The 17,953-nt window shown below is 35.2% G+C and carries 19 protein-coding genes and 1 pseudogene; 13 read left to right on the top strand and 7 right to left on the bottom strand.

The features are described from left to right. Positions 1-177: 177 nt before the first annotated feature. Positions 178-1,299, top strand: coding sequence for an N-acetyldiaminopimelate deacetylase (locus HNQ94_RS19245; RefSeq protein WP_174497983.1), 1,122 nt, complete (start codon positions 178-180; stop codon positions 1,297-1,299). Between the two features lie 86 nt (positions 1,300-1,385). Further along, positions 1,386-1,637, top strand: coding sequence for a YkuS family protein (locus HNQ94_RS19240; protein ID WP_174497982.1), 252 nt, complete (start codon positions 1,386-1,388; stop codon positions 1,635-1,637). A 33-nt stretch (positions 1,638-1,670) separates the two neighbouring features. Here HNQ94_RS19240 and map read toward each other — a convergent pair whose 3' ends face one another. Then, positions 1,671-2,417: a type I methionyl aminopeptidase gene (map, locus tag HNQ94_RS19235; RefSeq protein WP_174497981.1), complete on the bottom strand. Its 747-nt coding sequence runs from the start codon at positions 2,415-2,417 to the stop codon at positions 1,671-1,673. A 201-nt stretch (positions 2,418-2,618) separates the two neighbouring features. Then, positions 2,619-3,455 carry a mechanosensitive ion channel family protein gene (locus HNQ94_RS19230; protein WP_174497980.1) on the bottom strand — a complete coding sequence of 279 codons (837 nt, stop codon included), beginning with the start codon at positions 3,453-3,455 and terminating at the stop codon, positions 2,619-2,621. A 230-nt stretch (positions 3,456-3,685) separates the two neighbouring features. Here HNQ94_RS19230 and HNQ94_RS19225 point away from each other — a divergent pair. The 6 genes and pseudogenes from HNQ94_RS19225 (at position 3,686) to HNQ94_RS19200 (ending at position 7,546) form a co-directional block, all read left to right on the top strand. Then, positions 3,686-4,152: pseudogene (locus HNQ94_RS19225) on the top strand (redoxin domain-containing protein). An 85-nt stretch (positions 4,153-4,237) separates the two neighbouring features. Beyond that, positions 4,238-4,681 carry a TlpA family protein disulfide reductase gene (locus HNQ94_RS19220; protein ID WP_174497979.1) on the top strand — a complete coding sequence of 148 codons (444 nt, stop codon included), beginning with the start codon at positions 4,238-4,240 and terminating at the stop codon, positions 4,679-4,681. A gap of 140 nt (positions 4,682-4,821) precedes the next feature. Further along, positions 4,822-5,454, top strand: coding sequence for a spore coat protein (locus tag HNQ94_RS19215; protein ID WP_246200097.1), 633 nt, complete (start codon positions 4,822-4,824; stop codon positions 5,452-5,454). Positions 5,455-5,598: 144 nt separating this feature from the next. Beyond that, on the top strand, positions 5,599-5,967 hold the full coding sequence (locus tag HNQ94_RS19210; RefSeq protein ID WP_174497978.1) for a GntR family transcriptional regulator: 369 nt from the start codon (positions 5,599-5,601) through the stop codon (positions 5,965-5,967). Further along, positions 5,964-6,848 carry an ABC transporter ATP-binding protein gene (locus tag HNQ94_RS19205; RefSeq protein ID WP_174497977.1) on the top strand — a complete coding sequence of 295 codons (885 nt, stop codon included), beginning with the start codon at positions 5,964-5,966 and terminating at the stop codon, positions 6,846-6,848. The genes HNQ94_RS19210 and HNQ94_RS19205 overlap by 4 nt, the downstream gene beginning before the upstream one ends. After that, a complete protein-coding gene (locus HNQ94_RS19200) occupies positions 6,845-7,546 on the top strand; it encodes a hypothetical protein (RefSeq protein WP_174497976.1) in 702 nt (233 codons plus the stop codon). Before HNQ94_RS19205 ends, HNQ94_RS19200 begins: the two co-directional genes overlap by 4 nt. Positions 7,547-7,614: 68 nt before the next feature. On the opposite strand, the gene splB is transcribed toward HNQ94_RS19200, so the two are convergent. Beyond that, a complete protein-coding gene (gene splB, locus HNQ94_RS19195) occupies positions 7,615-8,643 on the bottom strand; it encodes a spore photoproduct lyase (protein ID WP_174497975.1) in 1,029 nt (342 codons plus the stop codon). A 2-nt stretch (positions 8,644-8,645) separates the two neighbouring features. Continuing rightward, positions 8,646-8,906, bottom strand: coding sequence for a transcriptional regulator SplA domain-containing protein (locus tag HNQ94_RS19190; RefSeq protein WP_174497974.1), 261 nt, complete (start codon positions 8,904-8,906; stop codon positions 8,646-8,648). A 222-nt stretch (positions 8,907-9,128) separates the two neighbouring features. Between HNQ94_RS19190 and HNQ94_RS19185 the strand changes: the two genes are divergently transcribed. Both HNQ94_RS19185 and HNQ94_RS19180 read left to right on the top strand, forming a co-directional pair. Continuing rightward, on the top strand, positions 9,129-10,883 hold the full coding sequence (locus HNQ94_RS19185) for an ABC transporter ATP-binding protein (protein ID WP_174497973.1): 1,755 nt from the start codon (positions 9,129-9,131) through the stop codon (positions 10,881-10,883). 12 nt (positions 10,884-10,895) lie between these two features. Next, positions 10,896-12,725, top strand: a complete 1,830-nt coding sequence (locus HNQ94_RS19180) for an ABC transporter ATP-binding protein (RefSeq protein ID WP_174497972.1) — start codon at positions 10,896-10,898, stop codon at positions 12,723-12,725. A 77-nt stretch (positions 12,726-12,802) separates the two neighbouring features. On the opposite strand, the gene HNQ94_RS19175 is transcribed toward HNQ94_RS19180, so the two are convergent. Next, positions 12,803-13,273 (bottom strand): divergent PAP2 family protein, encoded by a 471-nt coding sequence (locus HNQ94_RS19175; RefSeq protein WP_174497971.1) that lies wholly within the window; start codon positions 13,271-13,273, stop codon positions 12,803-12,805. Between the two features lie 247 nt (positions 13,274-13,520). Here HNQ94_RS19175 and HNQ94_RS19170 point away from each other — a divergent pair, with 247 nt between their 5' ends. Both HNQ94_RS19170 and HNQ94_RS19165 read left to right on the top strand, forming a co-directional pair. Continuing rightward, positions 13,521-14,189, top strand: a complete 669-nt coding sequence (locus HNQ94_RS19170; protein WP_174497970.1) for a potassium channel family protein — start codon at positions 13,521-13,523, stop codon at positions 14,187-14,189. A gap of 55 nt (positions 14,190-14,244) precedes the next feature. Further along, entirely contained in the window at positions 14,245-14,673 is a 429-nt protein-coding gene (locus tag HNQ94_RS19165) for a PH domain-containing protein (protein WP_174497969.1), read from the top strand. 42 nt (positions 14,674-14,715) lie between these two features. Here HNQ94_RS19165 and rnjA read toward each other — a convergent pair whose 3' ends face one another. Both rnjA and HNQ94_RS19155 read right to left on the bottom strand, forming a co-directional pair. Continuing rightward, complete coding sequence (gene rnjA / locus HNQ94_RS19160; RefSeq protein WP_174497968.1) at positions 14,716-16,383, bottom strand: ribonuclease J1; 1,668 nt, start codon at positions 16,381-16,383, stop codon at positions 14,716-14,718. Between the two features lie 3 nt (positions 16,384-16,386). Then, positions 16,387-16,596 carry a DNA-dependent RNA polymerase subunit epsilon gene (locus tag HNQ94_RS19155; RefSeq protein WP_174497967.1) on the bottom strand — a complete coding sequence of 70 codons (210 nt, stop codon included), beginning with the start codon at positions 16,594-16,596 and terminating at the stop codon, positions 16,387-16,389. Positions 16,597-17,015: 419 nt separating this feature from the next. Between HNQ94_RS19155 and HNQ94_RS19150 the strand changes: the two genes are divergently transcribed. Beyond that, a complete protein-coding gene (locus HNQ94_RS19150; RefSeq protein WP_174497966.1) occupies positions 17,016-17,792 on the top strand; it encodes a Cof-type HAD-IIB family hydrolase in 777 nt (258 codons plus the stop codon). The last annotated feature ends 161 nt before the right edge of the window (positions 17,793-17,953 follow it).

Here is a 17,953-nt window from a genome sequence, read left to right as displayed (position 1 = left end):
GAGGCCGTGCCCGTGGAAAGCGAAGTATTCTGCCGAAGCGGTCGTATGCACTCATCAAAATGCAAAGCTATAGTTATGTCGTAGTTTAAGGAAATTGCGTAAAACGACAATCTATTAGAAAATATTATAGTCATTAGTAATGATTCCTATTAAAGATGGTTATTGGGGTGAATATGGGTGAATATAGACGAATTGAAAAAAGTACGTAGAGACTTGCATCGAATACCAGAGATTGGTTTTCAAGAATATAAAACACAAAAATATCTTCTTGAATTTTTAAGTAAGTTGCCACAGACGCATTTACAAATAGAAACTTGGAAAACAGGTATATTTGTAAGAGTAGAGGGGACGAAGGGTGAAAAAACAATAGGGTATAGAGCGGATATTGACGGGTTACCAATAAAAGAAGATACAGACTTACCGTTTTTGTCCCAACATATTGGCCAAATGCATGCATGTGGTCATGATTTTCATATGACGATTGCTTTAGCGTTAGTTCAAAAGCTTGTCTTCGATAGACCTGACAATCATGTATTAATCATTTTTCAACCAGCTGAAGAAGGACCAGGGGGAGCTTTGCCAATGCTCCAATCAGATACGATGAAAAAATGGTGGCCAGATGTTATTTTTGCCATGCATATTGCTCCAGAACTTCCAGTTGGGACCGTTTCCTCGAAGGAAGGCTTACTATTTGCGAATACGAGCGAACTCTTTGTTGATTGGAAAGGGAAAGGTGGTCACGCAGCCTATCCTCATCAAACAAAAGATATGATAGTAGCTGCAAGTAGCTTTGTAGTGGAGCTTCAACAAATCGTTTCTCGAATGATAGATCCACTTGATTCAGCAGTTATTTCCATTGGGAAAATAACTGGTGGATTCGTTCAAAATGTCATTGCTGAAAATGCTAGATTAGAAGGTACAATTAGAACATTGAGTGCAGATACAATGGACAGCATTAAAGATAAAATCGAAAAGCTTGTTCAAGCGATGGAAATTCGATTTGATTGTGTAGGTTCGATTGATTATGGATCCAATTATTATCAAGTGTGGAATAATGGCGAGTATATTAACCAATTTGAACAGCAAATGAATCAAGCGAATATCGTTTATAAGCAAGCAGATCAAGCGATGACTGGCGAAGATTTTGGTTACATGGTTAAGGAAATACCGGGTTTTATGTTTTGGTTAGGAGTTGATTCTCCTTATGGTTTGCACCATGCGAAAATCAATCCGAATGAAGATGCTTTAATTGTTGGATTAAAGGCTGCTGAGCGAATGATTCGGTATATTAACGTATAAAGGAACGCATTAATATCGGTGAATAGGCTTGTTCCATCTGGGCAAACTACTATCGACTATGAACATAATACAGGAGGAATGACTTTATGAAACGTGTCGGTGTAGAAGAAAGCATGACAGATGTTAAACAAGCTTTAGAAGAAAGAGGATATGAAGTTGTCGAAATGCATACGATGGAGGATGCAGCAAATTGTGATTGCTGTGTCGTCACAGGTCAAGATCAAAACGTAATGGGAATGACAACTGATGTACCTGGTGGTTCTGTTATTCAAGTTAAAGGGCGTACAGCAGAAGAAGTATGCCAAGAAGTTGATGAACGTTTAAATTATGCCGAATAAAAAAAGCAGCTTTCGCTGCTTTTTTTGTTTTTCTTATTGTTGGGTTAATATGATCGGCCCATCTTTTGTAATGGCAATTGTGTGTTCAAATTGAGCCGATAACTTGCCATCAATGGTTCTAGCAGTCCAACCATTATCATCCATTTTTGATTGCCATGCCCCGACATTTACCATTGGTTCAATCGTAATAACCATACCTTCTTTTAACCGAATTCCTTTACCAGGATTTCCGAAATGTAAAATAGAAGGTTCTTCATGGATACTAGGACCAATACCATGACCAGTAAAATCTCGTACAACTGAGAAGTTTTCCCCTTCCACGTAGGATTGGATTGCATGACCAATGTCTCCAACACGATTTCCTACTTGAGATTGCTCTATTGCTTTATACAATGCATTTTCGGTTACTTCTAATAATCGTTTTGTTTCATGATTAATTTCTCCGACAGCATAGGTCCAAGCAGAATCGGCTAATCCACCATTTAAATTTACTACCATATCTATTGTCACGATGTCCCCGTTTTGTAGGGGAGTGCTCCTTGGAAAACCGTGACAAATTTCATCATTTATAGAGGAACAAGTAGCAAACTCATATCCTTTATACCCTTTTTGTTCTGGTGTAGCACCATGCTCTTCCAAGTACTTATCAACAAATTGATCAATTTCTAATGTTGTAACACCAGGTCTAATCATTTTTGCAATTTCCTTATGGCAGTTCGCAAGCAATTCCCCTGCTTCCTTCATTTTCAAAATTTCTCTTTCACTTTTCCTAATAATCATAGAAGTAATTCGCTCCTAATTAATGGATTTTCCCTTTTGAATGACCATAAAAATGGCAGGAAGTCACAATAACATTATACATAAAAAGGATATTGTTTTGTTCCTATAAAATTAATCCATGTTGTGAATGGCCTTTATGTCATCCTAAGTATAAAAGTTTAACCCTTAAGAAAGCAAAAAGGACGAATGCTCGTCCTTTTTCTACGCTTCTATCTTTTTCTCCATGTACACTTGATGTGGGAATGGGATTTCGATTCCTGCAGAATCTAATGCTTCTTTTAATTGTTTACGTAAATCACGTTCCACAGCCCACTGTTGCATATTTTCTGTCTGAGCAATAACTCTTAATACAACATCAGATGCATTAAGACTTTGTACACCGATAACATTTGGACCATCTTTAACCCGGTCATCGCGGCTTGCGAAATCTTCACATACTTTTTGTAAAACAGACATTGCTTCCTCAATATTTTCATCATAAGCAATACCTATATCAACAAGTGCACGCATATTACCTCGGGAATGATTACTTACATTTGATATGTTGCGATTAGGAATAAAATGGAGAGTTCCATCAAATCCACGCATTTTTGTCGTTCTTAAGCCAACTTCTTCTACAACCCCTGATAGGCCACCAGCAGTAATATAGTCATCTACATCAACCTGACGTTCGAGGAGAATAAAAAAGCCTGTGACAATATCACTTACAAGTCCTTGGGCACCAAATCCAATAGCTAAACCTATTATTCCGGCACCTGCCAATAAAGGTGCAATAGGAATATTTAAAATACTTAGTAAGGTGACGATAAAGATGAAGATCAATGCATAACTATAAAAGTTTAGCATTAACTTCTCTAATGTTTTCGTTCTACCTTCTGTTAATTCCTGTTTCGAGCTTATTTTCTTAATGGAAGAAGAAATAAGTTTTTTTCCAATTGGTGAAACAATAAAAAAAGCAATAAGTAAGAGAACAATTTTTAACCCTATGGAAATAGCCTGTTCTACATAAGGATATATATCAGTTCCAAACACTTCCACTTCTTTCACTCCTTTCTAAACAATTCGAGACTCTTCTAATTAAATACCACTAAAAGACACATTTCAACCATTTCGCTTATGTTTCGTATTTTTAAACATGGTGTTTGTATTATTTTTTTTATTTGGTAATAATTGATGATTGATGCAAAAAATCTTCAGTAAACATTATTTTGTATCTTTGATGATGTAAACATACTAATCTTGAAGAGACTTTGGAGGGAAAATGAATGATGGCAGAGCGTATGGTAGGTAAGCAAGCTCATCGATTTGAAATGGAAGCGGTTTTACCCAACAAAGAATTTGGGAAAGCGATGCGGAAGTTATTGCAGTATCGACGGACACTGTACATACCCATTTAGCATGGATTAATACGTCTAGGGATGATAATGGATTAGAACAACTACAATAGCAGCAGATACCAACCATGTTGTATCACGCTAGTATGGTGTGTAAATTGAAAAAGAAGGGATTGCTCTTCGGGAATTGTTTATTATTAATCCTGAAGGAGAATGACAATATCAAACGGTCTGTGATAATAAATGGCCGTGATGTTGATGAAACACCACGAGTATTACAAGTTTTACAAACAGGGGGACTTTGTCCAGCCAATTGGAAGCCTGGAGAATTATTAAAGATCAGGTCTAACATGGAAAATGTTGGACCTTTTTTGAACTTAGAGGAAAGTATTATTTTTTAAAAACGAGAAACGGTTTACGTATGAATGAATATTGTAATTAGGAAATATGTTTTTGAAGATGAGGATAAGGGCAGGAGGAGATAGTATGCGTTTAAGAGAATCAATGCCAGAACTTTATGGAGCAACAGAATGGTTAAATGGAGAACTAACGAGAAAAGACCTAATTGGCGATAAACCTACATTATTTCATTTTTGGTCTGTAAGTTGTGGTTTATGTAAAGAAGCGATGCCGAAAGTTAACGCATTACGGGATATGTATAAAAATCAGTTAAATGTAGTTGCGATTCATATGCCAAGGTCTGAAAAGGACCTAAACATTGATGAGGTAAGAGCCGTGGCAGAAGAACACGGAATTTCACAACCTATTTTTGTGGATAATAAACATACTTTAACAGATGCTTTTAAAAATAAATATGTTCCATCATATTATTTGTTTGATGAAGAAGGAAAATTACGTCATTTCCAAGCAGGTGGTGGAGGAATGAAAATGCTTGAGAAACGTGTAAATCGTGTATTAGGAATTAAATAATGTTTCCTTTTTAAAGCTGGCCCAACTTGGTGGTTAGCTTTTTTCGTTTTTCAACTTTTCATGATTAGTATTTTTTTCAATGAGTGAAGTTCATTTTTTGATTCATACTATAATCGAAACCTTAAGAAGGGGTGATTTTGTTGGATCAACAAATGAATCAAAATCAGAGTATTAATCCGGGAACAATGGGGCAGAAGTTTAACCATGGTGCACATGAGATTTTAGATATGCACGAGGTATTAGGTGGAGTAATTGGAATGCAGGAACAGTATTTAATGTTCCGTCAAAACATTCAAGACCAGGAGCTAATCAATATACTTGATCACCAAAAGCAGTTTGTGGCAGATCAATATAATATTATGGTCGAGTGTTTTTCAACAGGACAAGATCCTTCAAAGCCGACATCCAGCTATAAAATGAATCAAAATAACAATGTGACGTATGGATTAACACCTTCTCAGCCGAAAAAACCAAAGCAATCTGTAAATGAAATAAATGATCAATGTTATTCAAGCTTTATGATGGCATTGTGTAAAACAAATGCTACTGCGCTTACAACTGCTTCACTAGAGTCTACTAACCCAGTTGTACGTAGGGTATTGGCAGACAGTATTCCTAACTTCGTGGAAATGGCCTATGAGATATTCTTATATCAAAACAAAAATGGCTATTACCAAGTACCGCAGTTACAGCAACAGGATATGCAACAAATGATCAACAGTTATGCTCCAACACAAGGTATGAGTCAAATTCAACAAAAGCCTCTACAATAAGGTTCAAAATAGGAAGCGTCCCTTTAAAAGGGGCGCTTTTTTGAATTTTTTTTAAATGTTAATAAATATGTTGACTTTTTTTATAAAGTTATATAGCATGTTGGTTAGTTAGTTGAGTAATTAACCAATACAGAAGGTGGTATAATGACAATAAAATTAGAGGAAGATCGTCCTATATTTCAACAAATAACAAATTTCATACAAAATGAAATCGTCGTAGGTCGGCTGAAAGAGGAGGATAAAATTCCTTCTACAAATGAAATGGCTAAGTTTTATCAAATCAATCCGGCGACAGCTGCTAAGGGAATAAATGTACTGGTGGATAAAGGTGTGATTTATAAAAAGAGGGGAATTGGCATGTTTGTTTCACCTGGTTCAAAACAATTATTAATAAAAGAACGACAAAAAAAATTTTTTGATGAATTTGTAAAACCCCTATTAGAGGAAGCGGATCGAATTGAACTTTCATTAGAAGAGGTTTTACACTTGATTAAGGAGAGGGATAGAAAATGAGTAACAATAAAATTGTACAAATAACTAATGTATCTTTTTACCATGATCAGAACCAAGTTATACGTCATATCAACCTGGAAATAGAACAAAATGGTATATATGGTTTATGGGGAAGAAATGGTGCTGGGAAAACAACATTAATGAAGCTGTTAACTGGATTAATCAAGCCAGATGCTGGGAACATTAAAGTTTTTGGAGAACGGCCGTTCGAAAACCGGAATGTCCTTCAAAACATTTGCTTTATTCAAGAAAATCATCCGCTGAACCCTCAATGGCGAATATATAACGTCCTTACATTGGGTAAATATTTTTATAAAAATTGGGATGAAAGTAAAGCGAATATATGGTTGGAGCGATTTTCACTTCACCCAAAAGCAAAAGTGAAATCATTATCAAAAGGGATGAGAACAGCTTTATCCATTGTAATCGGTATGGCAAGTAATTGCCCTTTAACTATATTTGATGAGCCAACAAATGGTTTAGATGCTGCTACTAGAGAAATTTTTTATGAGGGGATTTTAAAAGAGTATGAAAACATCGACAACCGAACGTTTGTAATGTCCACACACCATATTAGCGAATGGCAACGCATGATTGGTAACATAATCGTTTTAAATGAAGGAGAAATATTGTTGAATGATGAGATTGACCACATTCAGAGTGAAGCAGTTTATCTTTCAGGGTCGATAGATGACATAAAACCTTTCATCGTAATTGAGGAAATTTTGGAAGAAAAAACGATGGGGAATATGGGTAGTTTTATGGTGGAAAGAGGCTCTATAACTCAAAAAATGGACAGAAGTAAAGTGACAATTGAATCAGTTCCTCTTCAAGATTATTTACTCCGAAAAACACAAAAGAAGAAGGTGGTTCACTTATGAATCAATTAAAAGGAACTTTAACAATTATTTGGCTAGAAAGTAAACGGAATTTCCTCATATTTTTTATGGTACTACTCAGTATCATTGTGGTTAGTGTCATTTTTTCCATTGTAGGTATTTTTCAAAATGCATTTATTAACACCAATGCCCCTGTAATGGTATATGCAGCAATTTTAGGTGCTCAACTTTACCGTTTAACCTTTAATTATGGAATCTCTTTTGGAGTAACGAGAAAAAATTTCTATTATGGTGCAGTTACAGGGATACTCGGAATTGCTGTAACGTTAGCATTATTACATAACACTATTTATTTCCTTGTCGATAAACTATTAGAGACATTTCATGTTGAGCTAAGATTGTTGAATTTTTACTCCTATTTAATAGAAGAAAGTATAGTGAGCTATTTATGGCTTGATTTTACAATATTACTTTTCTTTTTAGCTGTGGGCCTTTTATTCTCTGTGATATGGTTTAGATATGGTTTAGTTGCTCTCTATATTTCCATAGGTGCTTTTCTTATGACATTACTTGTGCCTTTCACTTTAGAACTATGGCAACAGTTTATAAAACTTTTAATGACAAGTGAAAATTTATATCACTTCGGTTGGCTTGCAATTATTAGTGTGGGATTATTTCTTCTTGGATTTCCTATGGTGCGTTCTATGAATCAGTATGCTAAGGATAAAGGAGCAGCCTAATAAAATACAAAAAGGCAGTTCACAAGTAAACTGCCTTTATTGTGATTGAAAATTTTACTATTTGATAATTAAGTAAAGTAAGATAACTCTGCTTCAGGGAAAAATTTCTCTATATAGCCACCTATAACTGTTTTCATATCCTCTTGCTCTTCTTTTAAGTAAACATATTTACCGATTCCGTATTTGCCCCATTTGTATTGTCTTTTATTTTCTTCCATTTCTAGCTTTGTCATGGGATAATTTTTTAATATTACGTTTTTTGCTGGTTTCGTAAAACGATGCTGAATTAGTTCGAATGTTAGGTCTTGTCTCGCAAATGGAGGAAGTATAGCATCCAATTTTTCAAACAATTCCCTGTATCCTGTTTTCCAATCATCGTAAAGATAGATAGGTGCTACTATAAAGCCAAGCGGATAACCTGCTTCTGCCACTTTAGCTGCAGCTTTTAGCCGCTCTTCTAGACGAGATGTACCGGGTTCTAAATATTTGATAACATAATCAGCATTAATACTAAAGCGGAATCTCGTACGCCCATTATGTTCAGCATCTAATAAATGGTCAACGTGCTCAAATTTTGTAACAAAACGGAGCCTTCCAAGATCAGATTTACCGAAGTGTTCAATAGTCCTTTTTAGCGTGTGGGTTAAATGGTCTACACCAACGATATCTGATGTACAAGAAGCTTCAAATCGTGTTATCTCAGGGGATCTTTCTGCTATATATTTATCTGCTGCATCCAATATTTCATCCACATTTACATAAGTCCGTATATATGGCTTGCTTCCCATTGTGGTTTGCAAATAACAGTAATGACAATGGCCCATGCAACCTGTTGCAAGAGGAATTGCATATTCTGCAGAAGGTTTGGATGTGTCGAATTTTAATGTTTTCCTAACACCTACAACTAGTGTAGACTTTGCTACCCTGTATCTTTGAAAATCATTATCTCCAGGCAAATTTCTGACTTGGTTATGGGAGGTGGTTTCTCTCATTTCAACACCCATGTGTTCAAACTTTTCTTTTAGCTGTTTTCCTAAAGGATATTCAATTGCACGAGGTTCCATATATACAAGTTGTGGTACAAAAGGTTTAACCAAAGCTATACCTCCATATCAGGTGAGCCAAAATAGAATTGAAAATCTTCCATTGCTTCATTTTCTGATTGGTAAACAGCTAGTTGATCATTAAGTGGATAGTAGGTTTCATATAGGAATAGTGCAAGTTCACCAGGATTATCTGGATTATTTACTACAGCAGCTTCTTGAACATTAGCCACATTTTGGGTATGCGGATTTCGATATATAACATAAACAACATCACCAGCCTGATATTGTGCTAAACCTTGTTCATTAAGATCCATTTTTATTCTCCTTCTTTATTAAATAAGCTGTTCATATCTTTCCTTATCTAGTTGAAAATATTTGTTTTTTAAGCTAAATATAAGAAAATAAACTGTTAAGAATTTTGAAAATTTCGGATATTTGACTGTTTTAAATTTTTAAGTAAAAAGGGTGGTATTTTATTTCGGAACTCGATATATTTATATGTACGTTACAAAAATTAGAGAAAGGGAGGGGGAGCTTTGGATACTTTTCGAAAGCTTAAAGAATTTTATTGGCCTTACAGAAAATACTTATTTATTTCGTTGTTTTTCTTGCTATTCGTAACAGGTATAACAGTAGTTTATCCAATGGTCCTTCAAATAACTATTGATGAAGTAATTTTAGGGGAGAGATATAACCTTGTTCCATTTTTAGCCTTTGGTTTTATTGGAATTATGGCAGTGAAAGGTTTGTCTACTTACTTTCATCAATACTTAGGGGAATTGTTTGGTATTAAATCGGTTTACACATTACGAGGAGATTTGTACAAAAAATTACAGCGTTTGTCCTTTAAATACTACGACAATGCCAAAACTGGGGATTTAATGTCGCGATTAACTGCTGACGTAGAAGGATTCCGATTCTTTTTATCATTCGGTTTTTCCATGATTATTCGAATTACTTTGTTAATTTTAATTAGTTTAAGTGTTATGTTTTATTACTCTATTCCATTGGCACTTGTAACAATGGCTGCTATGCCTTTCTTAGCTGTAATAACGTATCGTTTTGATAAAAAAGTGCATCCAGCATTTAGAGGAATTCGTAAATCACTTGGAAATTTAAATACTAGGGTCCAAGAAAATATTAGTGGTATTAACACAGTAAAATCTTTGTCTAGAGAAGATTTTGAAATTAAACGATTTTCCGGACAAAATGAGGACTACCGACAACAGTACATTAAAACGGCAAGTATTTGGGCTAAGTTTTTCCCTTTAATGGAATTTATCGGAAATATTTGTGTCGTTGCGTTACTTTCATATGGTGGCTATTTAGTTATTCAAGGGAGTTTACAACCAGGTGAATTGGTAGCTTTCTTCAGCTTAGTTTGGTATATCGTATGGCCACTTGCTGAATTTGGTTTTGTTATTAACCAATTCTCTCAAGCAAAGGCATCAGGTGAACGTTTGATTGAAATTTTGGAACAAGAAGAAGATATTGCCCAATTAGAAGATGCTCAGGAAATTACTCGGATGAAAGGGCATGTTACGTTTAAAGATGTCACTCTAACGTATGTAGAAGATGATGATGCAGCGTTAAAAAATATTTCCTTCGATGCACCTCCAGGAAAAATTATTGGATTAATCGGTTCAACAGGATCTGGGAAAACGAGTATAACGCAGTTAATTACCCGTTTTTACGAGCCGGAAAAAGGTGAAATTTATATTGATGGTAAACCTGTAAATCAATATTCCTTAAAAAGCTTACGTAAAAACATTGGCTTTGTACTGCAGGAAGCATTTTTATTTTCCACTTCGATAAAAGAGAACATTCGATACGGAAATCCAGATGCATCGATGGAAGAAGTAATAGAAGCGGCTAAACGCGCACAGGCTCATGAATTTATTATGGAAATGCCTAAAGGTTATGATACTTTACTTGGTGAAAGAGGAATGGGATTATCTGGTGGGCAGAAGCAAAGAATTGCTATCGCCCGTGCCTTGTTAATCGACCCGAGTATCTTAATTCTTGACGATGCAACTTCAGCCGTAGATATGGAAACAGAGTTTAAAATTCAACAAGCGTTAAAAGAAGTAATGAACGGACGGACAACATTTATTATTGCTCACAGAATTTCTTCCTTAAAACATGCAGATGAAATAATTGTTTTAGAGGACGGAGAAGTAGTTGAGCGTGGTGTTCATGATGATTTACTTCAAAGTGGTGGCGTATACCAAAGAATATACGATATTCAATATCAAGATAGAGATGTCATTATGCAAAGGCAACATGGGTAAAGGAGGGACAATATGAGTAAAAGTGTTTCCGCTCCAAAGGAAAGCAAACATATAAACCGCTTCAAATATACGGTGGATACCGCTATTGATAAGCCTTTTAACTGGAAACAGATGCTTCGCTTAATGAAGTTTATGAAACCATATGCAAAAACGTTATTACCAGCAGCAATGTTTGCTATGTTAATTTCAACAGCCGTGCGATTATTCGTCCCAATTGTTATTGGTGTTCTAACGATTGATTGGGCCATTTCAAATAAAGATACAGATTTGCTCATGGTATTAGTATTTGTTATTGGTGGGCTTTACTTAATTAATTATGTCGCAAACGTTTTTCGAATAAAATGGGTAAACCAATTAGGGCAAAATGTTATTTACGATTTAAGGGATTCCTTATTCTCCCACGTTCAACGCCTTTCTCATAAGTTTTTTGACTCTAGGTCAGGCGGATCCATTCTCGTTCGTATATTAAACGATGTAAACTCTTTACAGGAACTATTTACGAATGGGATTATCAACTTACTTATGGATATTGTGACACTGATCGGTATTATCATTATTTTGTTTATTCTAAGTCCAAAACTTGCATTAGCAATAATGATTATACTACCAATCATGTTCTTTATTTCTACTAAGTTACGTAAAAACATTCGCCGTTCTTGGCAGCAGGTACGTATTCAGCAATCAAGATTAAATTCGCATTTAAATGAAAGTCTCCAAGGGATTCGCATTACTCAATCTTTCTCTCAAGAGAAAGAAAACACAGAATTTTTTGGTGGAGTAAACAAAGATAACTACGAAAACTGGCGTGTTGCAACGAAAAAGAGTGCCATGTTTCGCCCCTTTGTAGAAATGAGTAATGCAATTGGCACAGCAATTTTAATTTGGTTTGGTTCATACTTGATTTTGAACGACCCTAACGTTACAACAGGTATTTTTGTATCCTTTGCCTTTTACTTAGGAATGTTCTGGGACCCAATTTCTCGTCTAGGTCAAAGCTATAACCAACTGTTGATGGCTATGTCTTCCTCAGAAAGAATTTTTGAGTTTTTTGATGAGCAACCTAATGTAGAAGAGAAGAAAAATGCAAAAGTATTGGAAGATGTGAAAGGTCACATTGAATTTGATAATGTTAAGTTTTCTTATGACGAAAGTAGAGTGGCTTTACACAAAATTTCCCTAGAAATGAAACAGGGTCAGACTGTTGCTTTAGTTGGTCATACAGGATCTGGTAAATCCACTATTGCAAACTTAATTAGCAGATTTTATGATCCAACAGAAGGTGCAGTTAAAGTAGATGGCCATGACCTTCGAGATGTATCGTTAAATAGTCTCCGTCAAAACATAAGTGTCGTTTTACAGGATACATTTATTTTCTCAGGAACTATAATGGATAATATTCGTTTCGGTCGCCCAAGTGCAACTGATGAAGAAGTGATGGAAGCGGCTAAAGTAGTTGGTGCTGACGGGTTTATTCAGCGCTTATCAGAAGGATATTTTACAGAAGTAGAGGAAAGAGGAAATATTTTATCTGTTGGGGAACGCCAACTACTATCCTTTGCTCGAGCACTTTTAGCAGATCCGCGTATCATTATTTTAGATGAGGCAACTGCTAGTATAGATACAGAAACAGAGCAAAGAATTCAAAAAGCATTAAAGAAACTATTAACTGGTAGAACATCTATCATTATTGCTCACCGCTTATCAACCATTCGTGACGCAGACAAAATTATTGTTCTTGACCATGGTCGTATTCTTGAACAAGGTAGCCATGATGAACTGATGAAGCAAGGTGGGGAATATTACGAGTTAGTAAAAGCACAATTCCAAATGCTTGGAGCTTAAATAAGAAATTCTACTAGCTCAAATGAAAAATTATTACCCATAAAAAATCGTCTTACCATTATAGTAAGACGATTTTTTTAATCATAATATATTCCAAATAATAAGAGTGCTACCACAATACCTAATATAGCGCCGAAAAAAACTTCTGCTGGTTTATGCCCTAATAATTCTTTTAGCTTTTTTCTAGTTTCATATCGTTTTAAATTTGGGTGTCTAATAACTTCTAAAAGGTTCGTAAAATCATTCGTTAATTGGTTTAATAGTTCTGCCTGATGGCCTGCGTGTCTTCTTACTCCAGTTGCGTCATGCATGACGATTACTGCTAAGACTAAGCTTATGGCAAAGTGATTTGACAGGTATCCCTCAGATAAACCGATCGCCATTGCTAAAGATACGACTGTTGCCGTGTGGGAGCTCGGCATTCCACCTGTTGAAAACATTAAACTAAATTTCCATTCTTTTGTTGCCATATAGTGAATTGGAATCTTAATAAATTGAGCTAAAAATGTTCCTAAAAATGCTGCAGCTATCGGATAAGAAATAATCATGTTTAACCTCCAAATATAATTTTACTGTTCATCATTGGGGGTTCCTTTATATAGTAATTGTAAAACAGAAAAAAAGGTAGTTGCAAAAGTTACACCCATACGTTGCTTCAATTATAATAGGTTTAACAAATGGTTTCTTTTTTATTACGCTAAAACAAACTGATTTTACCGAAAAATTGCAACTCCATTTATTAATGACATTGTGTTAGACTAATGAAAGCGATATTAAAAGATTGGAGAGTCTTCAATGAAAAAGGAATTTGCTGTAATTGGACTAGGTCGTTTCGGAGGTAGCATTTGCAAGGAATTAAGCAAAGAGGGTTGGGATGTCCTTGCTATCGATTTAGATCCAGATAAAGTAAATGAGTTTAAAGACATTGCATCACACGCAGTAATAGCCGATACAACAGATGAAAAGGTATTAAAAGAACTGGGTATTCGTAATATTGATCACGTTATTGTTGCCATTGGAGATAATATACAATCCAGTATATTGACTACACTTATGTTAAAAGAACTAGGTATTAAAAAAATAACAGTGAAGGCTCAAAATGACTATCATGAAAAAGTGTTAAACAAAATCGGTGCCGATCATGTTGTTCACCCTGAGCGTGATATGGGTAAGCGTATAGCGCATAGTATCATTTCTAGTAATGTACTTGATTACTTAGAACTTTCCGATGACCATAGTGTAGTAGAGGTAAAAGCAGGGTTAAAGATGAGTGGGAATTCTCTTGTAGATTTAGATATTCGAGCAAAATATGGCTGTAACGTTGTAGCAATTAAAAGAGGTCGTGAAGTTATTGTATCACCAATGGCTACTGAGGAAATTGTTGATGGTGATATTCTAATTGTAATTGGAGCAGATAAAGATATTTCCCGTTTCGAGAAAAACTTAGTGGTAGATGATGAATAATGGGTTAGAGGATTGATGAAAATTCAAACCTTTTTCTAAGGGGAGGAGAGAACTTATGAAATTTCCTTCTCACAAAGATAAATGGATTACAATTTTTTTCTGGGGAATGATTTTTTTTAGTTTAATCACAGTAATTGTACCTATTATAAAAGGGGAAACCGTTTCCGTATGGGAAATCGTTTTTGTTTATGGATTTATTTCTATTTTCTGTATTGTGATGATTTGGCTTTGGTTTACAACATACTATATATTAACGGATAATACCCTATTAATTAAATACGGTCCATTTAAAAAGGTTATTCCCTATGATGAAATAAGATCGGCAGAAAAAACTACCAATCCAATGTCGGCACCTGCCCTATCCTTGAAACGAATAGAAATCATGTATAGCAAATATGATACAGCACTTGTTTCTCCGAAAGATCGAGACTTATTTTTAACATTATTAAAAGAGAAATGCCCAAAGATGGTGATTAAGAAGTAAAAGGATGTTTGCTCCCTTAAGGGTGCAAACATCCTTTTATTTTTACACTTCCATAATGATAGGAAGTATCATCGGCTTACGTTTTGTTTTTTCGTATAAGAATGGTGCAATTGTATCTGTAATCTCGTTTTTAATTTCAGACCATTGACTCGTTCTTCTCTCCATCACTTTATCAAGGTGAGTTGAAACAAGTTTTTGTGCGTCTTTTATTAAATCTTCTGATTCTCTCATGTATACAAATCCTCGAGAAATAATATCAGGACCTGCCGAAATTTTGAACTCTTTCATGTTGATGCTTACAACGACGATCACAAGTCCTTCTTCAGAGAGGATTCGTCTGTCACGTAATACGATGTTACCGATATCACCAATTCCACTACCATCAACATAAACAGACCCAGAAGGTATTTTACCTGCGATAGAGGCTCTATCTTTGCCTAATGCAAGAACGTCACCATTATCTAATACAAAACTGTTATCTAAATCTACACCACAATCACTTGCGAGCTTTGTATGTTCCACTAACATGCGATATTCCCCATGAATAGGCATAAAGTATTTTGGCATCATTAAACGTAACATAAGTTTTTGTTCTTCTTGACTACCATGACCTGATGTATGAATATCATTTAATGAGCCATGAATAACTTTTGCGCCTGCACGGTAAAGCATGTTAATGATTCGACTGACACTAATCGTATTACCTGGGATTGGTGAAGATGAAAAGACGACCGTATCTCCAGGTTGAATTTGAATTTGACGATGAGTACCGTTGGCAATTCGGGAAAGGGCAGCCATTGGTTCTCCTTGAGATCCTGTGCATAGTATTACTACTTCATTAGCAGGAAGTCGGTTAATTTGAGAAGGCTCAATGAACGTGTCATCGGGTGCTTTAATGTAACCTAACTGTTTACCAACTTCAATATTTTTTTCCATACTTCTACCAAAAACAGCGACTTTTCGATTGTTTTGAACTGCCGCCTCAACAGCTTGTTGAAGTCGATGGATATTGGAAGCAAATGTAGCAAATATGATTCTACCGTCTACACTGCTAAAAATATCACGAATGCTTTCACCGACAACTCGTTCTGATAAGGTAAAGCCTGGAACCTCACTGTTTGTACTATCAGATAGGAGGCATAGTACTCCATCTCGACCGATTTCAGCCATTTTTGTTAAGTTTGCTGGCTCACCAACTGGGGTGAAATCGAATTTAAAATCTCCAGTATGAACAATATTTCCGGGAGGTGTTTTTACTACTATTCCATAAGAGTCCGGAATACTGTGTGTTGTTCGGAAAAAGGAAACGGATGTTTTTCTAAATTTTATAATGTCGTCTTCGTTAACTGTGTGTAGCGTTGTTGTACGTAAAAGACCGTGTTCTTCTAGTTTACTTTTAATTAGACCGATCGCTAATTTGCCCCCGTAGATAGGAATGTTAATTTCCTTAAGCAGAAAAGGAATACCACCAATGTGGTCCTCATGTCCATGGGAGATAAATAAACCTTTTATTTTATCTACATTTTGTACCAGGTAAGTATAATCTGGAATTACATAGTCTATTCCAAGTAGTTCATCGTCTGGAAATTTTATACCTGCATCAATTAAGATGATTTCATCTTGGAATTGAATAGCATACATGTTTTTCCCGATTTCACCTAAACCACCTAGTGCAAAAATAGCTGCTTGATCATTTTTAACAAATTTCATATTTTATAAATTCTCCACCTTATAATATTCTGATTGTTGCTCGTATCCTAAATGTTCCTCATCTAATAATACGATATGTTCTATATTTAACTTGCGATCGGCTAGTTTTGTACGAACTTCTCTTTCCGTTTCTGCTTCTACATATAATGATTTTGTCCGTTCACGTACTGGTACTTCCTCCGGTAAGTCTTGATAAAAAACTTTATAAATCATAATTAAATCTCTCCTAACTTCAATAATTTCATATCCATTTTTCCTTTTTATAATCCGAAAACTTGTACGATTATTGTTTATACTTTGAAAACGAGACGGAGGAATACTATGCTAAATTCTTTCGACCTAATAAATCTTTCCAACGCTTTTTTAGCTTTTCCCTTAGTTTTTTTAACATTTTACCACACAACTCCTTTCCTACATATTAGAAAAAAGCTATCAAAAAAAACGTGCTATTTAATTTGCCGACCTTTCCCTCTTATTTCTAGTATAGTATGGAATTAGCAATAATTAAAATAGAAACCTTCAAAGTTTTAATAAATTTTTCAATTTCCTCTCATTAGTATATACTTATCCTATTCATAATTTACAATGAATTTTAAAGAAATTTTGATTATACATAATAGGAGGACACCAACTTGACACCGAAACAAATCGTATTTTTTGATATAGACGGTACTTTAATCCATGAAGGAAATGATGTTGTAGAGGAGACAGTTGAGGCAATAGAACAACTGAAACAGAACGGTATATACCCAGCTATCGCTACTGGACGAGCTCCATTTATGTTTAAACATATAAGAGACAGGCTAAATATTAATTCCTTTGTTAGTTTTAATGGGCAGTATGTAGTCTTTGAAGGTGAAGTAGTCTATGAAAATCCCTTACAAAGAGACTATATTACTCGATTATTATCATTTGCAGGAGAACAAGGCCATCCCGTAGCTTACTTAGGAAAAGATAAAATGACTGTAACGGAAGAAAATCACACATATATTGCAGATAGTTTAGGTAGTTTAAAGCTACCTTATCCAGAAGTAGATGCTTCTTTTTACCAAGTGGAAAAGGTATATCAAGCACTAGTGTTTTGCGAGGATAAGGAAGCAGCACCTTATATCAAAGAGCATGACTTTTTCGATTTTATCCGATGGCATGATTATTCCATGGATGTTTTACCACAAAAAGGTTCCAAAGCTTACGGTATTAAAAAGTTGATTGAGCATGTTGGTTTTGACCGCGAAAATACGTTTGCATTTGGGGATGGATTAAACGATACGGAAATGCTTCAATTTGTAGGTACTGGCGTTGCGATGGGCAATGCGAAAGAAGAAGTAAAGGCACACGCAGATATTGTCACGAAAGATGTAACTGATAATGGAGTTGTTTATGGTTTAAAAAAGTTAGGTTTATTATAACAAGAGTGAAGGCAGTGTTATAGAATATAAAGGCTCTTTTCTTGAGGATTGTGATTTTTTTCGCAATTTACTTAAACTACGACATAACTTTATGTGTGTGAAGTTCATCCTCTACAAGATGAGTGGTAGTCCGTCGCCGCGGAAAAATACTCGCTTTCCAT

It is taken from the genome of Salirhabdus euzebyi, assembly GCF_014207435.1.
In the GTDB taxonomy this organism is placed as follows: domain Bacteria; phylum Bacillota; class Bacilli; order Bacillales; family Alkalibacillaceae; genus Salirhabdus; species Salirhabdus euzebyi.
Note: the sequence above shows the minus strand (reverse complement) of the source record. Positions and strands in the feature narration are given on the sequence as shown.